The organism is Celeribacter naphthalenivorans (genome assembly GCF_020524585.1).
Taxonomy (GTDB): domain Bacteria; phylum Pseudomonadota; class Alphaproteobacteria; order Rhodobacterales; family Rhodobacteraceae; genus Celeribacter; species Celeribacter naphthalenivorans.
Genome location: NZ_JAIVLK010000003.1, coordinates 260,256 through 285,302 on the forward strand (window position 1 = coordinate 260,256; position 25,047 = coordinate 285,302).

Below are 25,047 nucleotides of genomic sequence, written 5' to 3' on the forward strand. Positions count from 1 at the left end.
GAAACAGATCGCCAAACTTAGCGTCACCCGATGAGGATCATCAAGGGGCGTGCGGCTATTCCGAGTCTCGCAATGCGGTCACATCCGAAGACCCGATCTCATTACCGCCCTCGAGCACAAGGATAATATCTCCATTATCGGCGCGGGCCTCGATGATTTTGGAATAGCTCTCAACCGATGTCGTCGAAAGATAATCATCGTTGAAATAATTCTCGATCTCAAAGCTGTAGAGCCCCGCACCAACCGGTGTGCCGCCATTGGCGGAGCCCGACCACTCGAATGTCTTTTGCTTCGGGTCGATTGGCACTTCTTGCACCACATTGCCGCTCGCATCACGAACGATCAAAACGGCCGAGTTGGCCGCCGTCGCGAAGTCTCCCGACAAGGTGACAGGCGAGCTGCCATCAAAATAGGCCGCCGCCTCACTGCGCGCTTCCTGGCCGACCCAACCGGACAATTGCGAGAAACCCATCAAGCTGAGCTGTGAAGACAATTGTTCGAGAAGATCATTGGTCAGAACCGCCTGTTCAACCTCGGAGAAGGTCGCGAGCTGCACGGCATAGTCCGTCGATTCGATCGGATTGAGAGGATCCTGGTTTTGCATTTGCACCGTCAGCATCTTCAAAAACGTTTCGAAATCCGAGCTCATCATAGAGCTGGCGGACGCGCTTGATGGGCTCGTCGATGCAGTGGTCGTAGCAGCGTTTGCTGCGGCAATCGTGTTGGTCATCCAAGCCTCCTGTTAAAGCCTAAGATCCATTCCGGACGTCCCGCCCAAAGTCAGGCGAACCGGGTCAGGTCGTATGTCGATGTCACCGCCAGAGCTCTCTGTCGCTCCCAGATCACCGAAGCCGGTGAAGCGGGAAGAATCGCCTTGCTGTGTGCCCTGATCGAAGCTTTCAAAGCTGAACCCGCTGTTGGCATATCCCAGGTCTTTGAATTCCGCAGCGAGGCTATCGATGTTGCGACGCAAAAGATCGAGTGTGTCAGGGCGCTCTGTCGCGATCACCACTTGCATCGCACCGTTTTCAGAGACGTGGAACGACAAGCGCACTTTGCCCAGTTCTTCCGGGGTCAGCGTGATTTCTACCGGCTTGTCAGGCAATTGCCTTGCCGCATCCGCGAGTTGCATCGCGACCCGATTGGGAAGCTCAATGCGATTGGCGGCACTGGTCGGTGACGCCAGATCGCGCGCAATCTGATGGTCTCGGGATGTACCGGACAGACTGGTAAGCTCATCCAACCCCTCCGAAATTTCCGGCTTTTCGTCACTGACCGAGAGTGACTCGTTTGCCGCGACTGCAACTCCCGCCGTCGTCGCGGAAGCTTCAGGCGTCGGCATCACAGCTTGGGCACGCGTGTCGCGCACAGCCATCGCGTCAGCATCCTCAACAGTTGTGGTTTCTTCCGCCGCATTCGGCTGAGCTTCGCTGAACTCTACCGGCTGGTCGATAGACGAATCGGTTTTGGTTTCCGCTTTGGCATCCAAAGGTTTGGCGGCTGTTTCAAGTCTCTGCTCCCGCAGCTCTTGCTTGGTCTCGCGCGGTTCGGAATCAGGCTGCGTCGCCCCCTCTTTCATGCCCTGGATGTTCAAGTCAGCCGTCATCTCATTCGACATTGCGCTTTCAGGGAATGCATTCAACGCCGCTTGAGACACCACTGTCCTCACCGTCTCCTTGGACGGTGTTTGAGAGGCGCCTGACGCATTGGTGTTATGCTCCTGCTCAGGCGTCGCAATCAGATTATCCGGTTGTTTTCCCATCTGTTCATGCACCGGCCCCGTTTCCACCGTTTCTACGGCTGCGGTCTGGAGCCGGGTCTCGATTCTATCGACAGGCATGTCACTTGCCTGTGATGCGGCTGTGGGCGAACTGTCTTTCACAAACACCGCAGACGCATAGGCCACACGTTCCGTATTCTCTTTACGCTCTGTGGCTGAAGGCTGATTAAAAGTCGCCTCATACTCACCCTCCCGCAAAGCGGAGGGTGGGGCAGAATCAGGCGTAATCGTGTTTGTTTCACGCTCGACTTTATCAACAAGCACACCCTCTTTGCCCGTCGCAGCACTTAAAGCATCAGTCTCAGCGCGTGCGTCTACAGGCATTCTCCCAGACCCAGAGGTCAAATCGACCGCCAAACTGTCCTGACGCTTAAAGAAAGGCTTATTTTCGGCGGGGATCATCGCAACCGAAGCGCCCTCGGGGACCGTTTTTTCTGCGTTGGTCATCGCGGGCGCTGCAGATGACACGTTGTTCGATAGGACGACCGGCGTCACGTCCTCGTGGCTGTCGCCCAAGTTTTTCGGCGCAGCAGACGCGACGTTAAGATCAGCAACGGTCAGCGCCATGTCGGAAAGATGATCGTCAAGATCGAGCGTCTCACCTTCCTGTCTTACATCACTGTCGACATCATCAGGCGCGTTAGCATCTGTGTCGGACACGACCGCAACACCCAAAATCGGCGCAATATCTGCGTCCTGTTCGGTCAGATTTTGCACGCCAAATACGTTTTGAAGCGTAGATTGTCCCTGCTGATCAAATAGGATTCTGGTTTGCGGAACAGGTGTCAGCGGAATGGCAGTCGCTGTTTTGACATCTGACAATGAAAGCACCACAGGACCTGTCTTCGACGGATTTTCACTGGTGCGATTTTCACGGACAAAAACGTCCTCAAAAGATGTCTTGCCGTCTTTTGCCGCCGAATTCTTCCCCGCGGCATCGGGCAAGGCCATCTGTGCAGAGGCCTGCTCTCTTTTCGCATCGACACGGTCAACAGACCCCGAAGCAGAACGAAGCTGTGAACCGGCAACATCCGTCACCTGAAAGTCAGAGTTTAAAATTTGCATTTCTTGCATCCGGGATTTCTTTCGCCGTGATGCCAATATCCATGCAGAGGGTTACCGGTTCTTTACCGAATTGCGGTTAGGAGTCGAAAAATACTTCGAATTGGAGAGACCCCATGTCTTTGACATCCATAAATCCTGTCACGACACCTCAGACTCCGCAGATGAAACATGAGGAGAAGATGCAAGAGGCAGCCGACAAACTTGAGGCGGCCTTTCTTGCAGAGATGTTGAAGAGCGCAGGATTCGGGCAAACGCCGGAGACCTTTGGGGGCGGCTCCGGTGAGGATCAATTCTCATCTTTCCTCGTCCAGGCGCAGGCCGAAAAAATGGTCGAAGCTGGGGGAATCGGTCTTTCTGAACAGATTTTCAACGCTCTAAAGGAGAAATCTCATGGCTCTTCTTGATGTTTTTCGCCCGATTTCGGCCCTTACAGATTTGCTCGATAAGGAAAAAGAAGCGCTTCTTAAAAGCGATTTCTCTACTCTTCGGGCACTGGCCAAACCTAAAGAGAATCTGATGGCAATGATTGCCAAATCTCAGGTTCCAGCAGAGTCTCTCAGCACATTGCAAAAGCGCATCGAAGGCAACCAACGCCTTTTGTTGGCCTCTGCCAAAGGGCTCCGGATGGCGCGTGAACGGCTCAGCTCATTGAAATCGCCCTCGTCCGATTTCAACACCTATGGACCGGCGGGCACCACCACCTCAATGGTTCGTAAGTCATTAACCATGAAGAGAAAAGCCTGAGCAGATGCCCCATTTTTGCCTCAAATTGAAAGCATCTATCCGAGGCAGCTTAGGAAACTTTTAGCCTTTAAGCTTCAATGATCAGAGTGCATCCCGAGGGGGTGGCACGGTCGACCGGAAAAGGTCATCCGTAATCAGTCAGAATGACGATCCTGAAACCGCCCGTGGGGGCGGATCTCGAAACTCATGCGGCGCAAAATGCGTCCTTAGATCAAAGGAAATTATGCTATGTCCAGCATTCTGACCAACAACGGCGCAATGGTTGCGCTGCAGACCCTGAATTCCATCAACTCCGATCTCTCCAAAACCCAAAGCATGATCTCCACCGGTAAAGATGTTGCTTCTGCGAAAGACAACTCTTCCGTGTGGGCCATCTCCAAAGTGATGGAATCGGATGTCGCTGGTTTCAAAGCCATTTCTGACAGCCTTGCTCTTGGCGAATCGACCCTCGCCGTTGCGTCGCAGGCCGCTGAAACCGTGACCGACCTGCTCACCGACATCAAAGAAAAAGTCGTCGCTGCGCAGGAAGAAAACGTCGACCGCGAAAAGATTCAAACAGACATCGACGCCCTTATCGGCCAGGTGAAATCCGTTGTCGGCGCGGCCCAATTTAACGGCCTCAGCCTTGTGGAAGGCACCGACGACGTCAATGTGCTTTCTTCGCTCGACCGCGCCTCCGATGGCACGGTGACCGCCTCTGACATCACAGTTGCACGGCAAGATTTGTCCACCAGCGCCGGTACATATGGTAGCGGAACTTCGCTGGCCTCCAACGCCACGGCCTCGGATACCGCAGTGTCCAATACGGCCAACACTGCCGTTGTCACTGTGGGCAACACATGGGCGGCTGACGACGTTGCAACCCTGAGTGTCGCAGGCGTCGAGGTGAGCTTTACCGCCACCGGCACCGCTGTGGCAGACGTCGCAGACGGGCTTGCAGGGATGATCAACGGCCTTGGCCTTGAGGGCATTACCGCAACCGGCAACGGGGACGGCACGCTGACGATCAGCTCGACCAACGCCTTCGAAGACATTGCCGTGACCAGCGGCGAGACCACGGCAGGTGATGGTGACGTCCTGATCACCGCGCTGAACGGCACGACCGGTCTGAGCGACACCTCTGGCACCATTGACGAACGCGCCGAAAGCATTGCTTTCTCGACGTCCGCCGCCGTGAAGGAGGGTGACGGTTACAAAGTGACGGTTGGGGGCAGTTCCTACAACTACGTCGCCGGTAAAGGCGAGACCATGGAGGACGTCGCCCGCGGCCTGAAAACTGCGATCGACTCTGCTGGCCTCGAGGATATTTCGACCACTGTGAGCAAAGACGCCGACACCGGCCAATGGTCTTTGAAGGTCGACAATAACGGGTCTTCTTTGGCGTTCTCTGTGACCGGTAACGAAGGCGGTGAAGCCTCCGGTGGTCTGTTCGGCCTCGACAGCATCGATGTCACCACGAATGCAGGGGCCGACGCTGCCCTCGGCAACATCGAAACCTTGATCAACAACTCGATTGATGCTGCCGCATCCTTTGGTTCTGCCCAAGGTCGGATTGAAACTCAGTCCAGCTTTATCTCCAATCTCACCGACGCTCTGACCTCCGGGATCGGGTCCATGGTGGATGCGGATATGGAAGAAGCATCGGCCAAACTTCAGGCCCTTCAGGTTCAGCAGCAGCTGGGTGTGCAATCGCTCTCGATCGCCAACCAAGCTCCGCAAACCATCCTGTCGCTCTTCGGCTAAGAGCATTTTCCGGGCGCCTGAGCGGCGCCCGGATCCCTCGCGGAAAAACCGCGCGTTGAAATTCATTGTCACCGGAAGGATACGACGTGAACGCTCTTCAAATGGCCCGAACGGCCTACTCGAATACCGCCGCCCCCATCAGGACGCCACGCGGCACAGAATACGAGGCAATCGCCAGAATTACGCATCGCCTTCGTGAAGCCGCCAAAGACAAGAAACTGTCCTACTCCGCCTATGTTAAGGCGCTTTATGACAATCGTCGTCTTTGGACCCTTCTTGCGACAAATGTCGCTGAGAAGGACAACCAGCTCCCCAAAGAACTCCGCGCCCAGATATTCTATCTGGCACAGTTCACCGCAAAACACACATCAGACATTCTTTCCAAGAGAGCCGACGAGACGGCCCTGATCGACATCAACACCGCCATCATGCGTGGCCTGCAACGAGAGGGCCAATAAATGAGCGGTCTTGTCTTAAAACTTGGTCCCAAAGAGCGCGTTCTGATCAACGGGGCTGTCATTGAAAACGGTGACCGCCGCTCTCGCCTTTCAATTGTCACACCAAACGCAAATATTTTGCGTCTCAGGGATGCAATTCACCCTGAAGAGGTCAATACACCCGTGAGACGGGTGTGCTATATCGCTCAGTTGGTTCTCTCTGGAGATGCTGATCCAAAAGATGCCAGCATCCAGCTGATGCGTGGCGTCGAGCAACTCAGCCAAGTTCTGACGGATGCGGATAGTCGGAAAATTCTCAACGCCGCAACATCAGACATCCAGAATGAGCAGTACTACCAAGCGCTCAAAGCGCTTCGCAGCCTTCTCCCGAGAGAAGAGCGGCTCCTATCTGCGGCCCAATACCAATGAGTTATCAACCCATTGTCCCATTCAGCGGCTACGCTGGATGGGTTGTCCTCCAAAGAACCAAAGACACACAGCAAGCTGCCTTTAACAACTCCGCTGAGATTCAACGCGAAGCAGATTATTTTCGGGAAAACATCTCGAAAATCAATTCTGCTGAAGAACTCGTATCCGATTACAAGCTCCTCAAGGTGGCGCTTGGTGCATTTGGCTTGGATGACGATATCAACAATAAATTCTTTATTGAAAAAGTGTTGGACGAAGGCACTCTCGATAAAAAATCCTTGTCCAACAAGCTCTCTGACAAACGGTATTTTGAGTTCTCAAAGGCGTTTGGCTTCGGCGATTTTGACATACCGAATACGGTCATGAGCACGTTTCCGGATGAAATTCTCTCTGCGTATCAGGAAAAACAATTTCAGATTGCTGTCGGCAACCAAGATCAGAATATGCGCCTTGCCCTGAATCTCGATGATGATCTGGCCGCATTGGTTGAAAAAGACACGACTGACAATGGACGTTGGTATTCGATCATGGGCAACGAAGCCCTGAGAACTGTTTTTGAAACTGCACTCGGGTTGCCAAATTCGATCAGCGGTCTGGATCTCGATCAGCAGCTTACGAGCTTTCGTGACAAAGCAAAACAATACCTCGGAAATTCTGAAGTGTCGCAATTCGCGGATCCCGAAAAGAAAGACGAGCTCGTTAAACTCTTCCTCATTCGTTCGGAAATCAATGCCGGCTCAACCGGCACATCTGCAGCCTCCAATGCTCTCGCACTTTTGACAGGCTCCTTTTAAAGGACAGTCACGCTGTCTGTGCTGCAAAACAGGCCGCCAGCTTTTGAAAACTTTGCTGCGTTCCGTCAGGTTCAGATTGAGCAAGAAACTGATCCAGTCGCGGCCATGTTTCGATGGCTTCATCAATGGCAGGGTCCGTGCCAGCCGAATAAAGCCCCGCCTGAATCATCATTTCAGATCTGTCGAAAACGCCCAAAAGACGACGCGCACGAGAGATAAGTTCGTTTTCTTGGTCACTGGCCGCGTGCGGCAAAGCGCGCGACACGGAGCGAAGCAAATCAATCGCCGGGAAGCGTCCCCGCTCGGCGATTTGGCGATCAAGGACGATGTGACCATCGAGAACACCTCGCAGGATATCCGCAATAGGCTCTTCCATATCCGAGCCTGCAACCAGCACGGAAAACACCGCCGTGATATCCCCCATATCACCAACACCAGGGCCAGCTCGTTCGCACAGCGTTGTGATCAGATGGGACGTTGAGGGAGGAAAGCCGCGCAGGGAGCTCGACTCGCCTGTTGCCAGCGCGACCTCACGGTGCGCTTCGGCGAAACGCGTGACAGAATCAGCGAGAAAGAGGACCTGCTTTCCTCGATCGCGAAAATGTTCCGCCACAGACATGGCTGTCCAAGCACAACGACGACGCACCATGGGAGATTGATCTGACGTCGCAGCCACAATGACAGATCGCTTCAAGCCCGTTGGCCCCAAAACTCTGTCGAGAAACTCACGCACTTCACGACCACGTTCCCCGATCATCGCAATCACGACCACATCTGCCTGCAAGCCAGTGGCGAGCTTTGCCAGAAGTGTCGATTTGCCAACCCCGGAGCCCGCAAAAAGACCAACACGTTGTCCGCGGACGATGGGCAAAAGCGTGTTGAACACCGCCAAACCACTTTCCAGACGCCCACCGAGTTGTCTTCGCTCCGTGGGATTCATTGGCTGCCCCCGTAAAGCGCGCGGTTTATTTCCTTGAAGAATTGGTTTTCCATCAAGAGCTTGACCGAAAGGATCAATCACCCGACCGATCCAACTGTCATCTGGCGCGATGTGGTTTTTACCCACATGCGAGACAGCATCCCCAATGGACAACCCATCCGGGCCACCGTCCGGCAGCACCGTGACCGTTTGCTTGTCGAGCTGAAGCACTTCGCCGCGCCGGATGTCTTTGCCATGCCCGATTTCCACAAGATCGCCCAGCGCCGCGATGCCACTCAGCCCCGACACGGTTAAGACACCGCGCGACACTTCGATTACACGCCCCACGGATTGCACCGGTTTGACCGCTGCAACCTCGGACAAAAGCAATTCGAATCCAACTCCACTCATGAAGACCTCCAGTTTCGACAACTCTTTCTAAAGGAATCAGGGTTAAGCCTTGGTTGAGATAACTCGGAGGAGAAGCCCCGATGTTCGAGAATTTGGATATTTTCAAAATGGCGAGCGGCATGGCACGACATGCTGTGACCCGCCAGGAAGTGATCGCGAAAAATATCGCGAATGCGGATACGCCCGAGTATCGCGCAAAGGATATCGCATCCTTTGCCGACACCTATGACACCACATCCTCTGACACGAAGATGCGCACAACGCGTGCCGGGCACGTGCTTGATTCTGCGGCAACACCTTCTGGCTACGATCTGTTCGATGCGCCGGGCGCGACCTCTCCCAATGGCAATACGGTGTCTCTTGAAACCGAGATGATGAAATCTAGCCAAGTACGGCACGAACACGAGCTCGCGCTCTCTGTCTACAAAAGTTCGATGAACATTCTGCGCACCTCAATCGGGCGCAAATAAGGAGGGAAGTGAATGTCTGATTTGCAAAATATTCTCAACCTGTCCGCATCGGGCATGCAGGCTCAGTCCAATCGGCTGCGCTATGTGTCCGAGAACATCGCGAACGCCGACACCCCCGGATATCACCGTAAAACCGTTTCCTTTGAAGAGGTTGTCGATCAAGGCGCCAAAACTGGGGCGGTGGAAACCGGACCGGTGGAGCTTGATGCCTCACCTCTGAGGGAAGTTTACGACCCCGGTCATCCGCTTGCCGGAGAAGACGGGTTTTACGACAGCTCGAACGTCGAGCTCATGATCGAGATTGCGGACGCGCGCGAAGCGCAACGCAGTTACGAGGCGAACCTCAAAGTTTTCGATCAGGCCCGACAAATGTCCTCATCATTGCTTGACCTACTGCGTCGGTAAAACGCCACGCATCATTTAGGAGACCAGAATGGATATCCGATCAGCATTTGCAGCCCAAGGTTACGCGGCCACGCGTCCGGCGACCGCGGCCCAACCCAAGACCAACGAACAGGCTGGCCAAAACCCTCTGGGCAAGGCTGCAGCAAGTTTCGCGGAAACTTTGGCTCAGGGCGAAGAGGTCGCACAGGCGACTATGGCCGGCAAAGCCGACAGCCAGGCACTTGTTCAGGCTTTGGCCCAGAGCGAGATGGCGATCGAAGCCGCCGTCACCGTGCGTGACAAGGTGGTCGAGGCCTATCAGGAAATCCTTCGGATGCCGGTGTAAGCCATGGATGAACTGGTCTTTTACGACACTCTGAGACAGGGGCTTTGGATCGCGACGATGATTTCGACGCCGATCCTTATTGTCGCGCTGCTCGCCGGTATCACCGTCGGTCTGTTTCAGGCCCTGACAAGCATTCAGGAAATGACACTCACCTTCGTCCCGAAATTGGTGGCGATCCTGATCGTCTTCTGGATGTCGATGGGGTTCATGACCGAAACCCTGACCAGTTTTTTCCAGGACCGCATCATCCCCTTGATTGGAGGTCTGTGATGGACAGTGCAGGATATACCACACTCACGCGTATGGTCGGCCTCAATCGCGAGCTTCAAGCCATTGCGAACAACATCGCGAACGTCTCTACGACCGGCTTTCGCAAAGAGGGGCTGTTGTTTTCCGAGCACATCAGTGCACTCGGCAAAGACGAGGACAGCCTGTCGATGGCGAACGCCAATGTGCGGCTGACCAACAACGCGCAAGGACCGTTGACGGCCACTGGCGGCACCTATGATCTCGCGATTGAGGGCGATGGGTTCTTTCTGATCGACACGCCGGACGGTCAGGCTTTGACCCGCAACGGCGCGTTTACCACCAATCAACAAGGCGAGCTGACGACCCATGACGGGTATCAGCTTTTGGACAACGGCGGGGCTGCGATTTTCATTCCGCCGGATGCGAAAACCGTGGCCGTGGCCGCCGATGGCACGCTGTCTGCCGATGGTGTCCCGCTGTCGCAAATCGGCCTCTACATGCCGGAAGACCCGACCAGCATGACCCGCAACAATGGCGTCCGCTTCTACACCGACGGAGGGATCGTCCCGCAGGAAGAGGCGGTGATATTGCAAGGCTATGTCGAGAACTCGAACGTCAATGCGATCACTGAGGTCGCCCGGATGATCGAGGTCCAACACGCCTACACCCTGGGTCAAAAATTCTCTGAGCAAGAAGATGAGCGGATCAAATCGGTCATCTCGACGCTCGGTCGCTAAGAAAGGAGACTGACATGCGTGCACTCCAGATTGCAGCCACGGGCATGAGCGCCCAGCAGATGCGCGTGGAAACCATTTCGCAGAACCTCGCGAACATGAACACCACCGGGTACAACGCGCGACGCGCCGAGTTCGCCGATCTGCACTATCAACAACTGGCCCGGCCCGGCACGATCAACTCTGCGGATGGGACCATTCTGCCGACCGGCGTTCAGCTTGGTCTGGGTGTGCGCCCCTCTTCTGTCACCGTGGAACTGGCGCAAGGCTCGCTTTCGCCGACCGGTGGCGATCTTGATGTCGCCATCGAAGGTCTCGGTTACCTCGAAGTGACCCTGCCCTCCGGCCAATCCGCTTATACGCGAGATGGTGGGCTGAAACGCTCTGCCGATGGTCTGATCGTCACCTCGGATGGGCATCCCGTGGTGCCTGACATCACGATCCCGGACGATGCGCGCGCCATTTCGATCAATGCCGACGGCGAGGTCTACGCCTATTTCAACGACTCAGTCGAGGCCGAACTCTTGGGGCAGTTCACCATGGCCGGGTTTTCGAACGCCAAGGGTCTGGAGGCCATTGGGTCCAACCTGTTTCTGGAAACCGAAGCCTCGGGTCCCGCGAATGTCTCCACCCCCGGCGTCGATGGGCTTGGTACGTTGCGGCAGGGCTATCTTGAGGACAGCTCCGTCGATGCCGTGCGCGAGGTGACCGAGCTGATCGAGGCCCAGCGTGGCTATGAGTTGAATGCCAAAGTCATCACCGCCGCCGACCAGATGCTCTCTGCCACCACGCAAATCCGATGATCAGATTTTCCCTCATAATCGCCACCCTCTGGCTCACGCTCCCCGCAAGCGCAGAAACCGTCGTCGCGGCGCGGACCATTCGTGCGCAGACCATTCTGACCGCCGCCGATCTCGCCATGATCGACGGCAATGTGCCCGGCGCCATCGCCACGATTGACGAGGCTATCGGTTTGGAAGCGCGGGTCATGCTCTACACAGGCCGCCCGATTTCACAGGCTGATATCGGACCCGCCGCCATCATCGACCGCAACCAAATCGTGCCCCTTATCTACAATCACGGCGGGCTGACCATCTCCGCCGATGGTCGCGCCATGAGCCGCGCCTCCGTGGGCGAAGTGGTGCGCGTCATGAATCTTTCTTCAAGAACAACCGTTTCTGGCGTCGTCGCGCCAGATGGATCCATCCATGTCGGCGGCATTGCCGCACATTAATCAGGACTTATGCCATGCGTCTTCATCTTCTCCTGCCCGCTTTCCTCGCTCTGTCGGCGTGCTCCGATCTCAAAGAAGTCGGTCGTCTTCCCGAATTCACCCCGATTGAAAGCTCCTCGGAAACCGCCGCGATGCGCAATCCGTCCCTGCCCGATCAAATCGCGCCCCGTAGCCCGGCCGATGGCGCGTCGCTTTGGAACGCCTCTCGCCAATCTTTGCTGGGGGATCGTCGCGCCATTGAACGGGGCGACATTTTGACGGTCGTGATCGAGATTGATGACAGCGCCGAAATGTCGAACACCTCCAATCGCGGTCGCTCGGGTTCTGAAACCATGGGAATTTCCTCGCTGTTTGGCCTTCCGGAGCGGATCAATGAAGTGCTCCCGGATGGTGCAAGCATGGGGTCTGCCGTGGGCACCAATTCCAACTCGTCCTCGTCGGGAAATGGCAGCGTCAAGCGCAATGAAAAGCTTCAGTTGATGGTCGCCGCGACGATTGTCGATGTGCTCCCAAACGGTGTTTTGCATATTCAGGGCACCCAGGAAGTGCGGGTGAACTACGAAATTCGTGAACTTCTGGTCGAAGGCTATGTCCGACCGGAGGACATCTCCCGGCAAAATGAAATCACCTATGACAAGATCGCCTCCGCACGTATTTCCTACGGTGGCCGTGGTCAGATCACACAGATGCAACAACCTCGATACGGCCAGCAGGTTGCCGATATCGTCTTGCCATTCTGACGGGAGGATCACGTGATTAAGAAACTCCTCCCCATTCTATTGGCGCTTGTCGGTCTTGGTGCCGGCGTCGGTGGAGGGCTAATGCTTCGGCCCGCCCCCGAAATCGTCCAGATTGATCCCTGTGGCGATGTTGGTGCAACCGATCCGAACCATCCGCAAGCAGACGCCCATGGTGACGAAGGCCATGCCGACGAGGAAAATGCCGCCTTCGAGTATGTGAAATTGAACAACCAATTCGTGATCCCTGATCTCGAAGGGGGACGCGTGGTCGCCATGGTTGTTCTGTCGCTCAGCCTGGAGGCCAGAACCGGCACGCGCGAGACGATTTATGCGCGTGAACCAAAACTTCGGGATGCGTTTCTTCAGGTGCTGTTCGATCACGCCAACACCGGCGGGTTCAAAGGTGCCTTCACTGACAGCAGCACGATGAACGCTCTGCGGCATGCGCTTTTGGAAGTTGCGCAAAAAACCATTGGGCCGGACATCAACGATGTGCTTGTGATCGATATCGTCCGTCAGGACATCGACTGAGACACTTTAAAGAGATTTATCAATGCGCTCGGCCAATTTGCCGAGCGCATCTTTTTTGCCGAATGCCTTGCGCGTGCGTTCGAGCTGCATCTCACGACGTTCCGCCACCTTCGCGAGCTCTTGCATGAGCTTCCGCTGTTGCTTTGCTGCCCACCTGTCCCAGGCACCATCCACGCCCATCAAACTGGCCATGTCGAAATCAATCGCCCCCCCGACGCATTCCGCACGCTGCTTGCGACTGGCTTCAAGCTCAGCCAGCCTAAGCCGCAAGGGCTGCTCTTCTCGTTTGATCTCAGACAGCTTCGCTAGCTCTGCGTTCAGAGAAAGCTCGGCGACCTCTTGCAAGCGTTTCAGATTTTCCAGCTGCTTTTTCACCGTCATCGTCCGAACTGCGCTTTCATTTTCTGACGCATTTTTTCGGCAAATCGGATGGAGGCCGCGACGGCGCGGTAATGTTCGGGCAGGATTTGCTCGCCAATCTCGACCGTTGCGTAAAGTGCCCGCGCGGTGGGCGGATCGCGATGAATCGGCACGCCGTTTTCATTGGCCGCCTCACGAATGCGCGCGGCAATCTCATCGACACCCTTGGCGACACAGATCGGCGCACCGCCTGTCATGCGATCCCATTTCAGCGCGACCGCATAATGCGTCGGGTTCACGATCACCACATCTGCTTTTGGCACTTCCGCCAGCATCTGGTTCATCACGATCTCAACGCCTTTTTGCCGGCGTTTCATTTTGAAATGCGGATCACCCTCTTGCTCTTTCGCCTCATCCGTCAATTCCTTGCGCGACATCCGATGTTTGCGCATATGCTCGCTGTACTGAAACAGGTAATCGACGCCGCCAATCAACAGCGAAATCATCAACACGATGACCATAAATCCGACCGTCAATTCGGCCAAAGTTGCCGCAACGATCCCGGGGCTCAGGGACATCGTGGACATGATGAGCGGGAGTTTGGTGTAGAGATAGACGCCCAAAACCACGGAATAGATCGACAGTTTGAAAAAGCTTTTGGCAAATTCAAAAAGCCCGGATCGGCCAAATTTGTTTTTCGCGTTCGAGAGCGGAGAAATTTTCGACAGTTTCGGTTCGATCTTGCTCGGGGCGAAAATCAGAGACCTCGTCGCAAAAATGACCAAAAGCGCCAAGACGGCAGGCACGGCGAACCATGGTAAAAGCCCGGCTCCAATCTCCTGCATCACCCCCATGGTCCAGGGTTTTCCGGACCCACTGAACCATGCCTCAGCATTCAAATCGGCATTTCCGAGCATGGATTGAAGGGCGGTCCCCATTTTCTGAAGGCTGCCCGCACCCAGTGAAACGGCAGCCGCAATAAAGCCGAAATAGGCCGCCGCCGTCGTCAGATCGTTGGAGCGGGGTATCTCGCCCTTTTTGCGCGCGTCATCGAGTCGCTTTTGTGACGGCTCATATTGCTTGTCGTCGTCATCATCTCCCTCAGCCATCAGCGGGCCTCGAACGGGTTGAGGAGCAGCTGGGCAAAACCCGCTTGCCAGATCTCAAGCAGGATCGGCGTTGTGGCAAAGAGAAGCAACAGCCCGCCCAAAGTGATCGCCGGGGCACCGACGAACGCCACCATGAGAGACGGCATCGCACGGTTAATGACACCGAGCGCCACGTTGTAGATGAGGGACGCAATGACGAAGGGCGCGGCCAAACTGAACGAGAGAGCGAAGGCTTTGGAAATGTGATCCACGCCCCACATCATGACATCTTGTGGCGGAAGGAACTGGCCCGCGGGAAAATACCGATAGGACAAAATCAGAATTTCTGCGATGCGCACATGCAATCCGAGCATCACCGCAAGCGCGAGGCCGGCCACGAAGAACAGGTGGCCAATGGCAGGTTGTGCCTCGACCGCATCCCCGCCGAAAATTTGTGACAGCGACGTGGATTGCGCCACCATCGTCCCCGCGATTTGCAACACCATGACGAAGAGCCTGAGGATCAATCCCAGCAACAGGCCGGAGATCACCTCGGTTGCAACGGCGCGCGCGAGACTTTGTGGCGACGCGGTGAGATGCTGTATGTCCGGGACGACGGCAGGAAAAACGATGGCCGTGAAGGCAATCGCCAAAACAAGACGCACGCGCTCGGGGATGGATTGCTCTCCGAATGCGGGCACGACGGCCATCATCGCGCCCACGCGAAGAAAGACGAGAAACGCAGCCAACAACCCCGCTTGGCTCAGCTCAAGGAGTTCTGCGAGGCTTTCGGTCATGCCGGCACCAATCCAACCAGAGACGGTTTCGCATCTGTGCCAATCTCTTCAAAAGAATAGACGGGGTTTTGGATGCCTTGGGCGGACAGGACCGTACGAAGGAAACGACGCCTGCGCGTTGAGGTCACGATGCCGGGATAAATCCCGCTTTCCCCGGCCTTGGCAATTTTATCCGCCATGGTCTTGGCAAGCTTGTTGAACTGGTCCGGAGGCAGAGCGATGTCGGAATGCCCTCTCTCGCCATCGATTTGATAGGTCGTGAATCGTTCCTCCCATTCCGGTGACAATTGCAACAAAGGCAGCGTTCCGTCATCGCGCTTGATTTCGGAGATGAGCTGAAAGCCCAGCCTTTGACGCACATGTTCGCAAATCGACTCGGCATTCGCATGGGAACCGCGCGCCTCGGAAATGGATTCGAGGATCAGCGCCATGTTGCGAATGGAAACGCGCTCCTCCAACAGTAGACGCAATACGGAGAGCAAGAGGTCCATAGGAACACGATCGGGGATAAGCTCGTTGAGAAGTTTTTGATTGGCTTCGGCTCTGGATTTGTCCGTCAGATTGGTCATCTCATCGAGCAGTCGCCGCAAGGATTTCATTGTCAACAAGCGTGGAAAATTGCGTTTGATCACCTCGAGCAAATGCGTCGCAAGCACTTCGGTGGCACCGACGACCGTGGACCCCATCAAAGCCGCATCCTCTTTTTTCGAGGGATCAATCCACCGCGCGGGTGCGCCGTAAACAGGTTCGGATACGTCCTCACCCAACGGCAGCGTGGAGGCATCGCCCGACACCAGCGCCAGAACCTTATCCTTGCGCAAACGGTCCTTGGCCTGTTCGACTCCTTGTATGCGGACGACATATGTGCCCGATGGCAAACTGGGATCATCGGTCAGCCGAATTTCCGGCAGGATAAGGCCAAAAACGCTGGCCACATGGTTGCGCATATTGGCAATACGCGCATCCAGACCGGTTTGCTGATCCAGAACCATGGCCACGAGATCGGGCGCGAATTCGACATGAATATCGTCCAGATCGAGCACATCCCCCATGGATTCGCGTTCTTCTTTGGGACGCGGCTCAGCGGCTTCTTTCTTTTCTTGCTCTTTCTTTTCCTCTTCGTTCTTGCGGGAGACGAAATAGGCACTGGCGGCAAGGGCGATTGCGCCGCCGATAAATGGAATGAACGGCAGCCCCGGCACGAATGCAAAGAGCGCCATCAAAAGAGCAACTGTGTAAAGCGCGGGAGGATATTTTCCCAGCTGTCGAAACAGGGCAAGGTCTGCGGATCCGCTGGTTCCGCCTTTCGCAAGCAACAGCGCCGCTGCGATGGAGATGATCACAGAAGGAATCTGGCTGACCAAACCGTCGCCCACGGTCAGAATTGCATATGTTTCGAAAGCTTTGCCCAAGGGCATACCGTGAACCGCAATTCCGATCACCAACCCCATGACGATGTTCATCAGAGTGATCAGAAGCCCTGCGACGGCATCCCCTTTTACGAATTTGGAAGCACCGTCCAAAGACCCGAAAAACGTGGTTTCCGCCAGTTCTTGTTCTCGCCGCTGTTTGGCTTCTTCATGTGTGATCGCGCCAGCCGAAAGGTCCGCATCAATGGCAAGTTGTCGTCCAGGCATCCCGTCCAAGGCAAAACGCGCGCCGACTTCTGCCATGCGCCCGGCACCTTTGGTGATCACCATGAAGTTCACAATGAGGAGAACCGTGAAGACCACCAACCCCAAGAGGACGGAGCCGCTCATCACAAAACTTGCAAAGCCCTCGATCACATTGCCTGCGGCAGATGTACCTGTGTGACCCTGTCCGATGATGAGTTTCGTTGAGGACACATTCAAAGACAGGCGCAACATGAGGCTGGCGAGGAGGATGGTCGGGAAGGCCGAAAAATCCAAAGGTCTCTCAATGAAGAGCGTCACGGTAAAGATCAGGATCGCGAGCGCAAAGCTCGCCGCCAAACCGAGGTCCAACACCCATGAGGGCACGGGCAAGACCATCATGACGATCACAACCATCAGTGCCAGCGCGAGCAAGATTGTTGGTTTGAAAAGACTTGAAATATTGAAATTCATGATGCCCTCACGCGCAAACAGAGAGCGGCTAACATGAAAATTTTAAGCTTTATGATACGCATTCTCTCACTCGCCGCATTCCTTGCTGCAACTCGAGAATACGGCAGACGTGGTTTACAAAGTGTTGACGCCAACCACAGTCAGCACTTCAGTTTAGCATGGACTCAAGCACACTGCGTGTCTCACGACTGGACGAAAGCATGTCTTCGACAGACGATAAAGTTGGCGCAACCCCATTATTTTCGTCGGCCATGTCTATTGGCCGGCTCATGACATCTGCAAACTCGGACATTCCGGCCTTTTGGGATTGTCCCAAACTCTCCCAGTCCTCCGCCATTATAGAAAAAGCATCTCGCTCAGGATTGGACGGATTGTCCCCCAAAACGCGTGCAGCGCTTTCAGGATCATTCAAATGAAAATACGCTTTGGCAGCAATATTTCTCGCCTCTTCACCTTCAACCTGAGTCGCATATCTGAGTGCGGCCTCCGCCTCTCCCATCCCCAGAAAAGCCTTTGCCAAGATCAATTTCGGCGCATCCTCATCTTGTTCAGAATACCCGGCCATAAAATCCAAAGTCAGATCAAAAAAACCCATCTCCAGCAAACGCTCAGACACCTCAACGCGCGCTGTATTTGTAAGTTTCTCGGTCAGAATTGCGTCACGATGAGCAAGGATGACTTTCAAAAAGGTTGTATCATCCGCTTGGCGCGCCAATTCTTCCAACGCCCGTGATACAAGGTCATTTTTTTGATCATCGGTGAATTTATGCTCCGGCTTCAATGCCAAGACTTGCCGCAGAGCAATATCGGCCCCTCCCGAATAAATTCGGGCGAGAAGGGCTGCATTTTGTAATGTGCCTTCGTAGGAATTCCCGCGAAATTCTACGGCCAGTGCTTCCGCATTCTCAGCCAATCTTTGGTCGATTTTTGCACCTCCTGCGGCCTTGGTCAAAATGAGCTCGACCAAGGCTTCTGGAGCTGTATCTCCATTTTCATCAACAATATTTTCGAGCTTCTGGACCCCTTCATCCAGATTGCCGTCAGCCAGTTCAAGCTCTGCATCTAGAAGGTCAAAGGCATCGCCGTGATCGCCTTCCGTTCGCAAGATTGCATTTTGGATATATTTGGCGCTGTCCATGTCATTGATCGCCATAAAGCGCTCTGACAAAGATGGCCCAAGATGGCGGCGGAGATGAATCGGAAGCGCCGAAAATGTCGACAGGACGCTATCCAGATTATAGGTCTCCCAAGTATTAAAGTCTTTCTTTGCGATCACAGACCAGAAAGCGACCGCACCATTACAACCAAACTGCTTGTCCAGGCGTCCTGGAGCATCTGTATATCCCTGGTCCATGATGTCAGCCATTGCAGAAAGAATGTCATGGCCCTCAACGGTCACGCCAAAATCTTTCAGGACCGATTTTGCTTCCGCACCGAACGTGAGGTAGAGGTAATATTGCGCCAGGCGCTTCACACCATCAGGGTTCGGGAGATCAAATTCTCCAATCGCAGCAGCGCGCCTTTCTGGTAGATCTAACCCCTCCTCTAAGGGCTGCCCCCAGTCAATGATTTGCACAAGTGTGTTGTCCAGACAGACTGTGCCATGTCCATCAGTCAAATTTTGTCCAGATTGGTTATTTTGCTCTCGATCGATTGAGGACTGAATACGAATATGGGAACGCGCTTGCACCGGCTCCTCTGTGGCGGTCTCAGCCTTTTCTGTAACCTGTGTCGGTGTCTCTTGCCCCTCATGATAGGAACGCGTTTCCTCGACCACTTTTTCGGTTTCGGACACATCCGGCTCCAGAAGTCCCTGCGAAACAGCGCGCCCAATCTGTTCAAGCAACTGTCGCTCCAACTCATCGACGCGCTCTGACTTGATCTCCATTTGTTGATCGAGGGAATCGATGAATGCGCTTGCAGAGGTATTGTGGGCATTATCTTGCTCGGCCGTTTTAGACATAATGATCGGAAGTTCCACCGGATCATTTTCAACAATCCAATCATCGTTCACAGACGAGAATCGGTCATCGCCATCGCTTGAGGCCAATGTGTCTTTTGTCGCAGCCTGATTTTCCGTTTCTGGCAGAGTTTCCTCTACACGTGCAGGTTCCGTGACGGAAACGTCAGTGTTTGGTTCAGAACTGAGATCAGCCTCGAACTCAGACACGGTCGATGGCGCGCCGTCTTTAACGTCAATCACAAGACGGCCAGCACGCAATTCAAACACGTCTGCATGAACATTTTCAGGAGTAGTTAACCTCACATAGCCTGGGCCAACCTCGATATCCTTGATACGATCACGCGGAATTTTTTGGAAAACTTCGCCCGTCTGAAATGTAAAATCTGCCGACTCGGTTCGAAATTCATACTGCCCGCCTGAACGACCGAATTCCCAACTGACCTCAGAGGGAAATTGCATCACAAGTCGCGAAAAACCGGAATGCTCCCCAGAGCGCACGTCAATGACTTCTGCCAGCAAACCATACGGCAAAACGACAAAACCCAAGATCAAGCCAAGAATTCGGGTCATGCGGCCTCCGATTTCACCTCTTTGAGTGCTTCCTCCAAATCAGAGAAACTCGGTCTATAGTGACCAGGCGTGTTTTGACGCCCGACTTCGATGCAGATGTTCGTTGCATGATTGTGCAGGTTGGCCACGAGAACTTCTCGGATGAGCTGATAGAAATGCCCATCTTCCTCAATGACATCCTTCATCTTGCCAGCAAAAGGACCCACGATCCCGTAGGCAAGAAACACGCCCAAAAAGGTCCCAACGAGAGCACCGCCGATCATTTTACCAAGAATTTCTGGAGGCTGGTCAATCGAAGCCATCGTTTTGATCACCCCCAAAACAGCGGCCACAATGCCAAGCGCAGGCAAACCGTCACCAACAGCGGCCATAGCGTGCGATGAATGCAACGCATGATGCATATTGGCTTCCAGTCGCTTTTCCAAAACCTCTTCGACCTGATGCGGATCATCGTAATTCATGGACGCAGACCGCAGCGTGTCACAGGTCAAGGCAATTGCTTCCTTATCCGCAAGGATTTTGGGGTATTTCGTGAATATAGATGAGTTTTCAGGTGCTTCGATATGTTCCTCGAGCCCGACCGGATTTTGCCTGGCCAAGCGGATCAATTCGAAAAGAAGGCATAGCAAATCCTTATAGTCTTCCGGTTTCCACTTTGGACCTTTGAAGACCTTGCCGATATCTTTGAGCGTGTGCTTGATCCCCGACATATCGTTCGAGATCACGAAAGCACCAGCCGCCGCTCCGCCAATCATCATGAACTCAAAAGGCAGAGATTTCAAAATGATACCGAGCTTACCGCCAGCGGCAATATAGCCGCCGAACACCATAATGAAGATCAGCAGAATTCCAACGATACCGATCATGTTCTCATGTCCTTATGTCTTCGGTTCAAACAGGCTCAACCTGTCACAAACCTCTTAAGAAAGTTTGCCAAACGGCCTATTCACTCGGCGCTTTTGCATTTCGACCGGCCAAAATAACCGAGATTGTATAGGCTGTTTCAGGCTTCAAACCCGCCATGATCGCCCCAGCAGCATCAGAACGCATTCTTCCAAGAAAACCTGCGGCAAAATCGGGCGACATCGCCTCGAAGAGAGCCGCCGCTTCTTTCGGTTTCATCGATTCGTAGACCGCCGTCAGCTTTGACAAATCGTCTTCCGACGCCGTTTGTGAGCGCGTCATCGTGGCTTGAAGCCGCGCTTCCGCATCCTCCAAGGCAGACAGGTTTTCCAACACTTCTGCGCGCGCCAACTCGATCGACTTCATCTTTTGCGCGATCATGAGCTCTTTTTCTTCGACGTCTCTTTCGCGCTTCAAAAGAGCTGCGATCAGCGCTGCAGATTCCTCATCGGTTTGACAAATTTCCGATGACTGCCCCAGGTTCTCAGCAGTTTCTGTATGCGAAAGCTCGGACATTTCGCGGGCAATCGCCGCACCTGTTCCTGACACCAAACGAATGGCTGCGGAGGCGACAAATATCATTGCAAGCACCCAAAGTGCGCCGCGACCCGAACGAAGTCGGCGTTTCACTTTGGTTTTAGGCTGAACCTTTGGGGATTTTTTTGCCTTTGTCATTGTGCAGCCTCCACGCGACGTCTCTGGCTGAGAAACAAGGTTTCGCCTTCAGGCTCCTCTTTGGTTTCCCGCCATTCCGCTTCTGCTTTCGGATTGGGCTTGACCGGCTCAGGGGCGGATGGCAGGTCATGCATGGAGGCAATCAAAAGCTCCATACGGCGCGATACATCTTCGGCCCTCTGAGTCAGATCCTCCAATTTCGCAGCGGACATCCCCGCTGTTTTCTGCGCCTTCGTCAATGTTTTCGTCATGTCATCGACCTGCGCGGACAGCACGGCAATGGCACCACCGACGCCTTTTTCCAGATCCGTAAAGCGGCTCAAACGGCGCGCCAGGACCACGCAATAGACAGCGACAGCCAACGTTCCGGCAATCATGAGGATATCTGCGATCAGTTCCATTTCCGGGCCCTCAATTTATAACAAATTCCATGATGAGCACGTCCTTGACGCGGCCCTCCCCGGCCACGATTTGAAGACGTCTCAATATCTGCGCGCGCAAACGCACAAGAGCAGATGGGTTTTCCAATTCCGCCACATCGACCGCCCTCAGATAGCCGTTCAGCACATCCATGACGCGTGGCAGCAAGGTGATCACCTCCTGCTCATATTGCAGCGGCACTTCGAGTTGCGCCTGAAACCGCAAATGCCGCCCACGGCCCGTCGTATCAATCAAGTTGACGATCAGCGGCTCTACGGACACGAAGGCCACGCTTGGCAGAGGTGCCATCGGTTCTTCGTCGAGAGCCGCGAGGTCTTCATCCACGTGCTCCGTTTCGGGCGCAAAGAGCATGCCCGAATAGACGGCAAAAAAACCGCCGCCGCCCAGAACCAACATCAAGACCACCCCCAAGATCAGAGGGAGTTTCGATTTTTTCTTCGGTTCTTCTTCAAGCTGTTCTTCTTCAGCCATGGGTCCATCCAGAATTTTTTGTTCCGAATCTGTTTTATCCCGAAGGTAGCTAACCGATTGTTAAGGCTGATCGGACATTTCTAAGAACAGGCGGGGGCAGAAGCCCGCACATTCAAGGAGTGTCGTCTTGCAACAGATTCTTTCTGTGTGGTCCAATTTAGATCCCAAACGTCGCATCATCGTCGTCGGTGCAACTGTGCTGATGTTTGCTGCGATCATTGGCTTGTCACGCATGGCGACAAAACCCTCCATGTCGCTTCTATATTCCGGGCTGGAAACCAGTGCCGCGGGTGAAGTTGTTCAGTCGCTTGAGGCGCAAGGCGTCGCCTATGAGATTCGCGGCGGTGCAATTTTCGTGCCTGCCGATGCCCGCGATGAATTGCGCATGACTTTGGCCTCAGAAGGACTGCCTGCGAATTCTACGGGTGGCTATGAGTTGCTTGATTCTCTTTCCGGTTTCGGCACGACGTCACAGATGTTCGATGCCGCCTACTGGCGGGCCAAAGAGGGTGAAATTGCACGCACAATCGTGTCTTCTCAACAGATTAGAACAGCGCGCATCCACATCGCCAATCCATCATCTCAACCCTTCAAACGCGAAATCGCCGCGTCTGCTTCCGTGACCGTGACCGCCAACAGCGGTGCGATTTCTGCCGAACAAGCCAAAGCGTTTCGGTATTTGGTCTCCTCCGCCGTCGCCGGTCTTTCGCCTGAAAACGTCTCGATTATTGATGGCCGCACGGGCGTCGTTGTGAGCGGTGATGATCCAGCGACGGGCACGAGCGTCAGCACAGATCGCGCAGATGAAATGCGTCAGAATGTGCAGCGCCTGCTCGAAGCCCGGGTCGGTGTCGGCAAGGCTGTTGTCGAAGTGTCAGTAGAAACAGAAACGGATCAGGAATCCATCGTCGAACGCCATTTCGATCCGGAAAGCCGAGTCGCGATCAGTTCGGAAACCGAAGAACGCAGCACCTCTTCGCAAGATAGCGGGGGTGGATCTGTCACTGTGGCCTCCAATCTGCCCGATGGTGCGGGTGCGACAGGACGTGATTCGAGTTCGAACAACAGTGAAACGCGCGAACGCGTGAATTACGAAGTGTCCGAAACCCGTCGTGAAATTCAACGCGGTCCCGGTGCAATCAAACGCCTGACTGTGGCCGTTTTGGTCGATGGTCTCCGAACGGTTAACCCGGACACCGAAGAAGTAACCTGGGCTCCGAGAAGCGCCGAAGAGCTTGAGGCTCTGCGCGATCTGGTGGCGTCCGCCATCGGGTACAATGAGGAACGGGGTGATCAGATTACGCTCAAAACCATGGAGTTTGAGCCTGTTCTCGTTGAGGGCACTGAGGCGCAAAGCTCTCTCATGTCCGCGATGAGCATCGATCTGATGTCCATCATTCAGCTGGCGGTGCTGGCTGTCGTCTCCCTTATTCTCGGCCTCTTTGTCCTGCGGCCGATCTTGGCCAAGCCGTCCATCGGCCTCCCTGCGCCGGTCGATGCCTCTATCGAAAATATGTCTGAGAATATGCCCGCCACGATCCCTGTACCCGACCTTCCACGGCCAACCGCGCCCGCTTTGACCGGTGAAATTTCCGATGGCGGTTTCGAATTGCCGACGATGGGCGTCGTCTCCGATTTCGATTTCGGGGACGATGAGATCGGAATGCCGAGCGATCCGGTGAAACGCCTCAGAAAGCTTATCGAAGACCGTCAGGATGAAACGGTCGAGATTCTGCGTGGCTGGATGGAAGACACTGAGGAGACGGCGTGATGACCTCTTTATTCCCGCTTGAGGACTTTGGGGCAGCCCCCAAACCGAAACCGAAAGCCCAAAAAGCTCAGGATGTCCCGCCGCAACCCGCTCCGCCCGCTGGACCTTCGGAGGAAGAAATCGAGGCCAGCCGTATGGCCGCCTATGAGCAGGGGTACAAAGCAGGTTGGGATGATGCGACGCGGGCCGAGGGCGAAGATCAGTCGAGAATCGGGGCCGAATTTGCCCGCAACCTTCAGGATTTGGGCTTCACATTTCATGAGGCCCGTTCGCATGTCATGAAGGCGCTTGAGCCGCTTTTGACAGAAATGGTGAGCAAGGTCCTACCCAATCTCGTCAACGAAACGCTGGGCCAGACCATTCTCGAAGAGCTTTTGCCAATGGCCGAAGATGCCTCGGATGCGCCGATACAAATTGTTGTTTCTCCTGCATCACGCCCGGCAATTCAGCGTCTCATTGACGACTCGTTAACCATTCCATTGGACATCATTGAAGAACCAAGTCTCGCCGAAGGTCAGGTGTATCTGCGCATGGGCGAGCTTGAGAAAAAGATCGATATGGATGCTGCCGTTGAAAAAATCGGCAAGGCCATCAATGCGGTCTATGCCCTGAATGAGGAGGCCATGAAACATGGTTGAACAGACTGAAGACACTGCCGCGAACCCGTTTTCTCAGGTTCCCATCGAGATCACAATTTCCGTCGGCAAAGCCAGACCGCTCGTGAAGGATTTGCTGAAACTGCAAAGCGACAGCATTCTCCCTCTGGATCGCAATATCGAGGATCCCGTTGAGCTTTATGTCGGTGACAAACTGATTGCGCGTGGCGAATTGCAGGAGCTGGAGGGCGGGCAAGCCGGTCAATTGGCCGTGCGCCTCATCGAGGTTGCCGATCTGAAAAACGGATTGTGAGC

30 protein-coding genes are annotated in these 25,047 nt (G+C 54.6%); 18 read left to right on the forward strand and 12 right to left on the reverse strand.

Going from position 1 to position 25,047, the window contains the following annotated elements; genetic code table 11:
* Positions 1 to 55: 55 nt before the first annotated feature.
* Both LC094_RS07860 and LC094_RS07865 read right to left on the reverse strand, forming a co-directional pair.
* Positions 56 to 730, reverse strand: coding sequence for a flagellar hook capping FlgD N-terminal domain-containing protein (locus LC094_RS07860; RefSeq protein WP_226551472.1), 675 nt, complete (start codon positions 728 to 730; stop codon positions 56 to 58).
* Between the two features lie 12 nt (positions 731 to 742).
* Positions 743 to 2,854, reverse strand: a complete 2,112-nt coding sequence (locus LC094_RS07865; protein WP_226551474.1) for a flagellar hook-length control protein FliK — start codon at positions 2,852 to 2,854, stop codon at positions 743 to 745.
* 104 nt (positions 2,855 to 2,958) lie between these two features.
* Between LC094_RS07865 and LC094_RS07870 the strand changes: the two genes are divergently transcribed.
* From LC094_RS07870 to LC094_RS07895, 6 genes are all read left to right on the forward strand, one after another.
* Entirely contained in the window at positions 2,959 to 3,249 is a 291-nt protein-coding gene (locus tag LC094_RS07870; protein ID WP_226551482.1) for a rod-binding protein, read from the forward strand.
* Positions 3,236 to 3,589, forward strand: a complete 354-nt coding sequence (locus LC094_RS07875) for a flagellar protein FlgN (RefSeq protein ID WP_226551491.1) — start codon at positions 3,236 to 3,238, stop codon at positions 3,587 to 3,589. Before LC094_RS07870 ends, LC094_RS07875 begins: the two co-directional genes overlap by 14 nt.
* 228 nt (positions 3,590 to 3,817) lie before the next feature.
* A complete protein-coding gene (locus tag LC094_RS07880; RefSeq protein WP_226551493.1) occupies positions 3,818 to 5,332 on the forward strand; it encodes a flagellin in 1,515 nt (504 codons plus the stop codon).
* Between the two features lie 86 nt (positions 5,333 to 5,418).
* A complete protein-coding gene (flaF, locus tag LC094_RS07885; protein WP_226551495.1) occupies positions 5,419 to 5,790 on the forward strand; it encodes a flagellar biosynthesis regulator FlaF in 372 nt (123 codons plus the stop codon).
* The gene (gene flbT / locus LC094_RS07890) at positions 5,791 to 6,198 is read left to right on the forward strand and encodes a flagellar biosynthesis repressor FlbT (protein ID WP_226551497.1); all 408 of its coding nucleotides are present in this window, start codon (positions 5,791 to 5,793) and stop codon (positions 6,196 to 6,198) included.
* Positions 6,195 to 6,992 (forward strand): DUF1217 domain-containing protein, encoded by a 798-nt coding sequence (locus LC094_RS07895; protein WP_226551498.1) that lies wholly within the window; start codon positions 6,195 to 6,197, stop codon positions 6,990 to 6,992. The genes flbT and LC094_RS07895 overlap by 4 nt, the downstream gene beginning before the upstream one ends.
* Before the next feature lie 7 nt (positions 6,993 to 6,999).
* Here the strand turns inward: LC094_RS07895 and LC094_RS07900 are convergent, their stop codons facing one another.
* On the reverse strand, positions 7,000 to 8,322 hold the full coding sequence (locus tag LC094_RS07900) for a FliI/YscN family ATPase (protein ID WP_226551500.1): 1,323 nt from the start codon (positions 8,320 to 8,322) through the stop codon (positions 7,000 to 7,002).
* A gap of 80 nt (positions 8,323 to 8,402) precedes the next feature.
* Here LC094_RS07900 and LC094_RS07905 point away from each other — a divergent pair, with 80 nt between their 5' ends.
* The 9 genes from LC094_RS07905 to LC094_RS07945 are packed head-to-tail and all read left to right on the forward strand — an operon-like array spanning position 8,403 to position 13,010.
* A complete protein-coding gene (locus LC094_RS07905) occupies positions 8,403 to 8,792 on the forward strand; it encodes a FlgB family protein (RefSeq protein WP_226551508.1) in 390 nt (129 codons plus the stop codon).
* Positions 8,793 to 8,804: 12 nt separating this feature from the next.
* Positions 8,805 to 9,197, forward strand: a complete 393-nt coding sequence (flgC, locus tag LC094_RS07910; protein ID WP_226551509.1) for a flagellar basal body rod protein FlgC — start codon at positions 8,805 to 8,807, stop codon at positions 9,195 to 9,197.
* Positions 9,198 to 9,225: 28 nt separating this feature from the next.
* A complete protein-coding gene (gene fliE / locus LC094_RS07915) occupies positions 9,226 to 9,522 on the forward strand; it encodes a flagellar hook-basal body complex protein FliE (RefSeq protein WP_226551518.1) in 297 nt (98 codons plus the stop codon).
* A 3-nt stretch (positions 9,523 to 9,525) separates the two neighbouring features.
* Positions 9,526 to 9,792: a flagellar biosynthetic protein FliQ gene (locus LC094_RS07920; RefSeq protein WP_226551520.1), complete on the forward strand. Its 267-nt coding sequence runs from the start codon at positions 9,526 to 9,528 to the stop codon at positions 9,790 to 9,792.
* Positions 9,792 to 10,508: a flagellar hook-basal body complex protein gene (locus LC094_RS07925; protein WP_226551522.1), complete on the forward strand. Its 717-nt coding sequence runs from the start codon at positions 9,792 to 9,794 to the stop codon at positions 10,506 to 10,508. The genes LC094_RS07920 and LC094_RS07925 overlap by 1 nt, the downstream gene beginning before the upstream one ends.
* Positions 10,509 to 10,522: 14 nt before the next feature.
* A complete protein-coding gene (gene flgG / locus LC094_RS07930; RefSeq protein ID WP_226551524.1) occupies positions 10,523 to 11,308 on the forward strand; it encodes a flagellar basal-body rod protein FlgG in 786 nt (261 codons plus the stop codon).
* On the forward strand, positions 11,305 to 11,739 hold the full coding sequence (gene flgA, locus LC094_RS07935) for a flagellar basal body P-ring formation chaperone FlgA (protein WP_226551526.1): 435 nt from the start codon (positions 11,305 to 11,307) through the stop codon (positions 11,737 to 11,739). The genes flgG and flgA overlap by 4 nt, the downstream gene beginning before the upstream one ends.
* Before the next feature lie 14 nt (positions 11,740 to 11,753).
* Positions 11,754 to 12,479 carry a flagellar basal body L-ring protein FlgH gene (gene flgH, locus LC094_RS07940; RefSeq protein WP_226551528.1) on the forward strand — a complete coding sequence of 242 codons (726 nt, stop codon included), beginning with the start codon at positions 11,754 to 11,756 and terminating at the stop codon, positions 12,477 to 12,479.
* Between the two features lie 12 nt (positions 12,480 to 12,491).
* Positions 12,492 to 13,010, forward strand: a complete 519-nt coding sequence (locus LC094_RS07945; RefSeq protein WP_226551530.1) for a flagellar basal body-associated FliL family protein — start codon at positions 12,492 to 12,494, stop codon at positions 13,008 to 13,010.
* Positions 13,011 to 13,016: 6 nt separating this feature from the next.
* On the opposite strand, the gene LC094_RS07950 is transcribed toward LC094_RS07945, so the two are convergent.
* The 9 genes from LC094_RS07950 to LC094_RS07990 form a co-directional block, all read right to left on the reverse strand.
* Positions 13,017 to 13,391 carry a hypothetical protein gene (locus tag LC094_RS07950; protein WP_226551532.1) on the reverse strand — a complete coding sequence of 125 codons (375 nt, stop codon included), beginning with the start codon at positions 13,389 to 13,391 and terminating at the stop codon, positions 13,017 to 13,019.
* Complete coding sequence (locus LC094_RS07955; RefSeq protein ID WP_226551534.1) at positions 13,388 to 14,479, reverse strand: EscU/YscU/HrcU family type III secretion system export apparatus switch protein; 1,092 nt, start codon at positions 14,477 to 14,479, stop codon at positions 13,388 to 13,390. Before LC094_RS07955 ends, LC094_RS07950 begins: the two co-directional genes overlap by 4 nt.
* Complete coding sequence (locus LC094_RS07960) at positions 14,479 to 15,255, reverse strand: flagellar biosynthetic protein FliR (protein ID WP_226551536.1); 777 nt, start codon at positions 15,253 to 15,255, stop codon at positions 14,479 to 14,481. Before LC094_RS07960 ends, LC094_RS07955 begins: the two co-directional genes overlap by 1 nt.
* Entirely contained in the window at positions 15,252 to 17,342 is a 2,091-nt protein-coding gene (flhA, locus tag LC094_RS07965; protein WP_226551538.1) for a flagellar biosynthesis protein FlhA, read from the reverse strand. The genes LC094_RS07960 and flhA overlap by 4 nt, the downstream gene beginning before the upstream one ends.
* Positions 17,343 to 17,490: 148 nt before the next feature.
* Complete coding sequence (locus LC094_RS07970) at positions 17,491 to 19,875, reverse strand: hypothetical protein (RefSeq protein WP_226551546.1); 2,385 nt, start codon at positions 19,873 to 19,875, stop codon at positions 17,491 to 17,493.
* Positions 19,872 to 20,741: a flagellar motor stator protein MotA gene (gene motA / locus LC094_RS07975; RefSeq protein ID WP_226551548.1), complete on the reverse strand. Its 870-nt coding sequence runs from the start codon at positions 20,739 to 20,741 to the stop codon at positions 19,872 to 19,874. The genes LC094_RS07970 and motA overlap by 4 nt, the downstream gene beginning before the upstream one ends.
* A 76-nt stretch (positions 20,742 to 20,817) precedes the next feature.
* Positions 20,818 to 21,453: a MotE family protein gene (locus LC094_RS07980; RefSeq protein WP_226551550.1), complete on the reverse strand. Its 636-nt coding sequence runs from the start codon at positions 21,451 to 21,453 to the stop codon at positions 20,818 to 20,820.
* A complete protein-coding gene (locus LC094_RS07985) occupies positions 21,450 to 21,854 on the reverse strand; it encodes a hypothetical protein (RefSeq protein WP_226551552.1) in 405 nt (134 codons plus the stop codon). The genes LC094_RS07980 and LC094_RS07985 overlap by 4 nt, the downstream gene beginning before the upstream one ends.
* Before the next feature lie 10 nt (positions 21,855 to 21,864).
* A complete protein-coding gene (locus LC094_RS07990) occupies positions 21,865 to 22,365 on the reverse strand; it encodes a flagellar basal body-associated FliL family protein (protein ID WP_226551554.1) in 501 nt (166 codons plus the stop codon).
* 127 nt (positions 22,366 to 22,492) lie between these two features.
* Here LC094_RS07990 and fliF point away from each other — a divergent pair, with 127 nt between their 5' ends.
* From fliF to LC094_RS08005, 3 genes are read left to right on the forward strand one after another with little or no spacing between them, the layout of a single operon-like run.
* Complete coding sequence (fliF, locus tag LC094_RS07995) at positions 22,493 to 24,136, forward strand: flagellar basal-body MS-ring/collar protein FliF (RefSeq protein ID WP_226551570.1); 1,644 nt, start codon at positions 22,493 to 22,495, stop codon at positions 24,134 to 24,136.
* Entirely contained in the window at positions 24,136 to 24,774 is a 639-nt protein-coding gene (locus LC094_RS08000; RefSeq protein WP_226551579.1) for a FliH/SctL family protein, read from the forward strand. Before fliF ends, LC094_RS08000 begins: the two co-directional genes overlap by 1 nt.
* Complete coding sequence (locus tag LC094_RS08005; protein WP_226551581.1) at positions 24,767 to 25,045, forward strand: FliM/FliN family flagellar motor switch protein; 279 nt, start codon at positions 24,767 to 24,769, stop codon at positions 25,043 to 25,045. Before LC094_RS08000 ends, LC094_RS08005 begins: the two co-directional genes overlap by 8 nt.
* Positions 25,046 to 25,047 lie beyond the last annotated feature (2 nt).

Excerpts from the sequence above, each read along its gene's own strand:
- LC094_RS07860 (WP_226551472.1), bottom strand. The coding sequence starts at position 730 with ATGACCAACACGATTGCCGCAGCAAACGCTGCTACGACCACTGCATCG.
- LC094_RS07865 (WP_226551474.1), bottom strand. The coding sequence starts at position 2,854 with ATGCAAGAAATGCAAATTTTAAACTCTGACTTTCAGGTGACGGATGTT.
- LC094_RS07870 (WP_226551482.1), top strand. The coding sequence starts at position 2,959 with ATGTCTTTGACATCCATAAATCCTGTCACGACACCTCAGACTCCGCAG.
- LC094_RS07875 (WP_226551491.1), top strand. The coding sequence starts at position 3,236 with ATGGCTCTTCTTGATGTTTTTCGCCCGATTTCGGCCCTTACAGATTTG.
- LC094_RS07880 (WP_226551493.1), top strand. The coding sequence starts at position 3,818 with ATGTCCAGCATTCTGACCAACAACGGCGCAATGGTTGCGCTGCAGACC.
- flbT (WP_226551497.1), top strand. The coding sequence starts at position 5,791 with ATGAGCGGTCTTGTCTTAAAACTTGGTCCCAAAGAGCGCGTTCTGATC.
- LC094_RS07895 (WP_226551498.1), top strand. The coding sequence starts at position 6,195 with ATGAGTTATCAACCCATTGTCCCATTCAGCGGCTACGCTGGATGGGTT.
- LC094_RS07900 (WP_226551500.1), bottom strand. The coding sequence starts at position 8,322 with ATGAGTGGAGTTGGATTCGAATTGCTTTTGTCCGAGGTTGCAGCGGTC.
- LC094_RS07905 (WP_226551508.1), top strand. The coding sequence starts at position 8,403 with ATGTTCGAGAATTTGGATATTTTCAAAATGGCGAGCGGCATGGCACGA.
- flgC (WP_226551509.1), top strand. The coding sequence starts at position 8,805 with ATGTCTGATTTGCAAAATATTCTCAACCTGTCCGCATCGGGCATGCAG.
- fliE (WP_226551518.1), top strand. The coding sequence starts at position 9,226 with ATGGATATCCGATCAGCATTTGCAGCCCAAGGTTACGCGGCCACGCGT.
- LC094_RS07920 (WP_226551520.1), top strand. The coding sequence starts at position 9,526 with ATGGATGAACTGGTCTTTTACGACACTCTGAGACAGGGGCTTTGGATC.
- LC094_RS07925 (WP_226551522.1), top strand. The coding sequence starts at position 9,792 with ATGGACAGTGCAGGATATACCACACTCACGCGTATGGTCGGCCTCAAT.
- flgG (WP_226551524.1), top strand. The coding sequence starts at position 10,523 with ATGCGTGCACTCCAGATTGCAGCCACGGGCATGAGCGCCCAGCAGATG.
- flgA (WP_226551526.1), top strand. The coding sequence starts at position 11,305 with ATGATCAGATTTTCCCTCATAATCGCCACCCTCTGGCTCACGCTCCCC.
- flgH (WP_226551528.1), top strand. The coding sequence starts at position 11,754 with ATGCGTCTTCATCTTCTCCTGCCCGCTTTCCTCGCTCTGTCGGCGTGC.
- LC094_RS07950 (WP_226551532.1), bottom strand. The coding sequence starts at position 13,391 with ATGACGGTGAAAAAGCAGCTGGAAAATCTGAAACGCTTGCAAGAGGTC.
- LC094_RS07955 (WP_226551534.1), bottom strand. The coding sequence starts at position 14,479 with ATGGCTGAGGGAGATGATGACGACGACAAGCAATATGAGCCGTCACAA.
- LC094_RS07960 (WP_226551536.1), bottom strand. The coding sequence starts at position 15,255 with ATGACCGAAAGCCTCGCAGAACTCCTTGAGCTGAGCCAAGCGGGGTTG.
- flhA (WP_226551538.1), bottom strand. The coding sequence starts at position 17,342 with ATGAATTTCAATATTTCAAGTCTTTTCAAACCAACAATCTTGCTCGCG.
- LC094_RS07970 (WP_226551546.1), bottom strand. The coding sequence starts at position 19,875 with ATGACCCGAATTCTTGGCTTGATCTTGGGTTTTGTCGTTTTGCCGTAT.
- motA (WP_226551548.1), bottom strand. The coding sequence starts at position 20,741 with ATGATCGGTATCGTTGGAATTCTGCTGATCTTCATTATGGTGTTCGGC.
- LC094_RS07980 (WP_226551550.1), bottom strand. The coding sequence starts at position 21,453 with ATGACAAAGGCAAAAAAATCCCCAAAGGTTCAGCCTAAAACCAAAGTG.
- LC094_RS07985 (WP_226551552.1), bottom strand. The coding sequence starts at position 21,854 with ATGGAACTGATCGCAGATATCCTCATGATTGCCGGAACGTTGGCTGTC.
- LC094_RS07990 (WP_226551554.1), bottom strand. The coding sequence starts at position 22,365 with ATGGCTGAAGAAGAACAGCTTGAAGAAGAACCGAAGAAAAAATCGAAA.
- LC094_RS08000 (WP_226551579.1), top strand. The coding sequence starts at position 24,136 with ATGACCTCTTTATTCCCGCTTGAGGACTTTGGGGCAGCCCCCAAACCG.
- LC094_RS08005 (WP_226551581.1), top strand. The coding sequence starts at position 24,767 with ATGGTTGAACAGACTGAAGACACTGCCGCGAACCCGTTTTCTCAGGTT.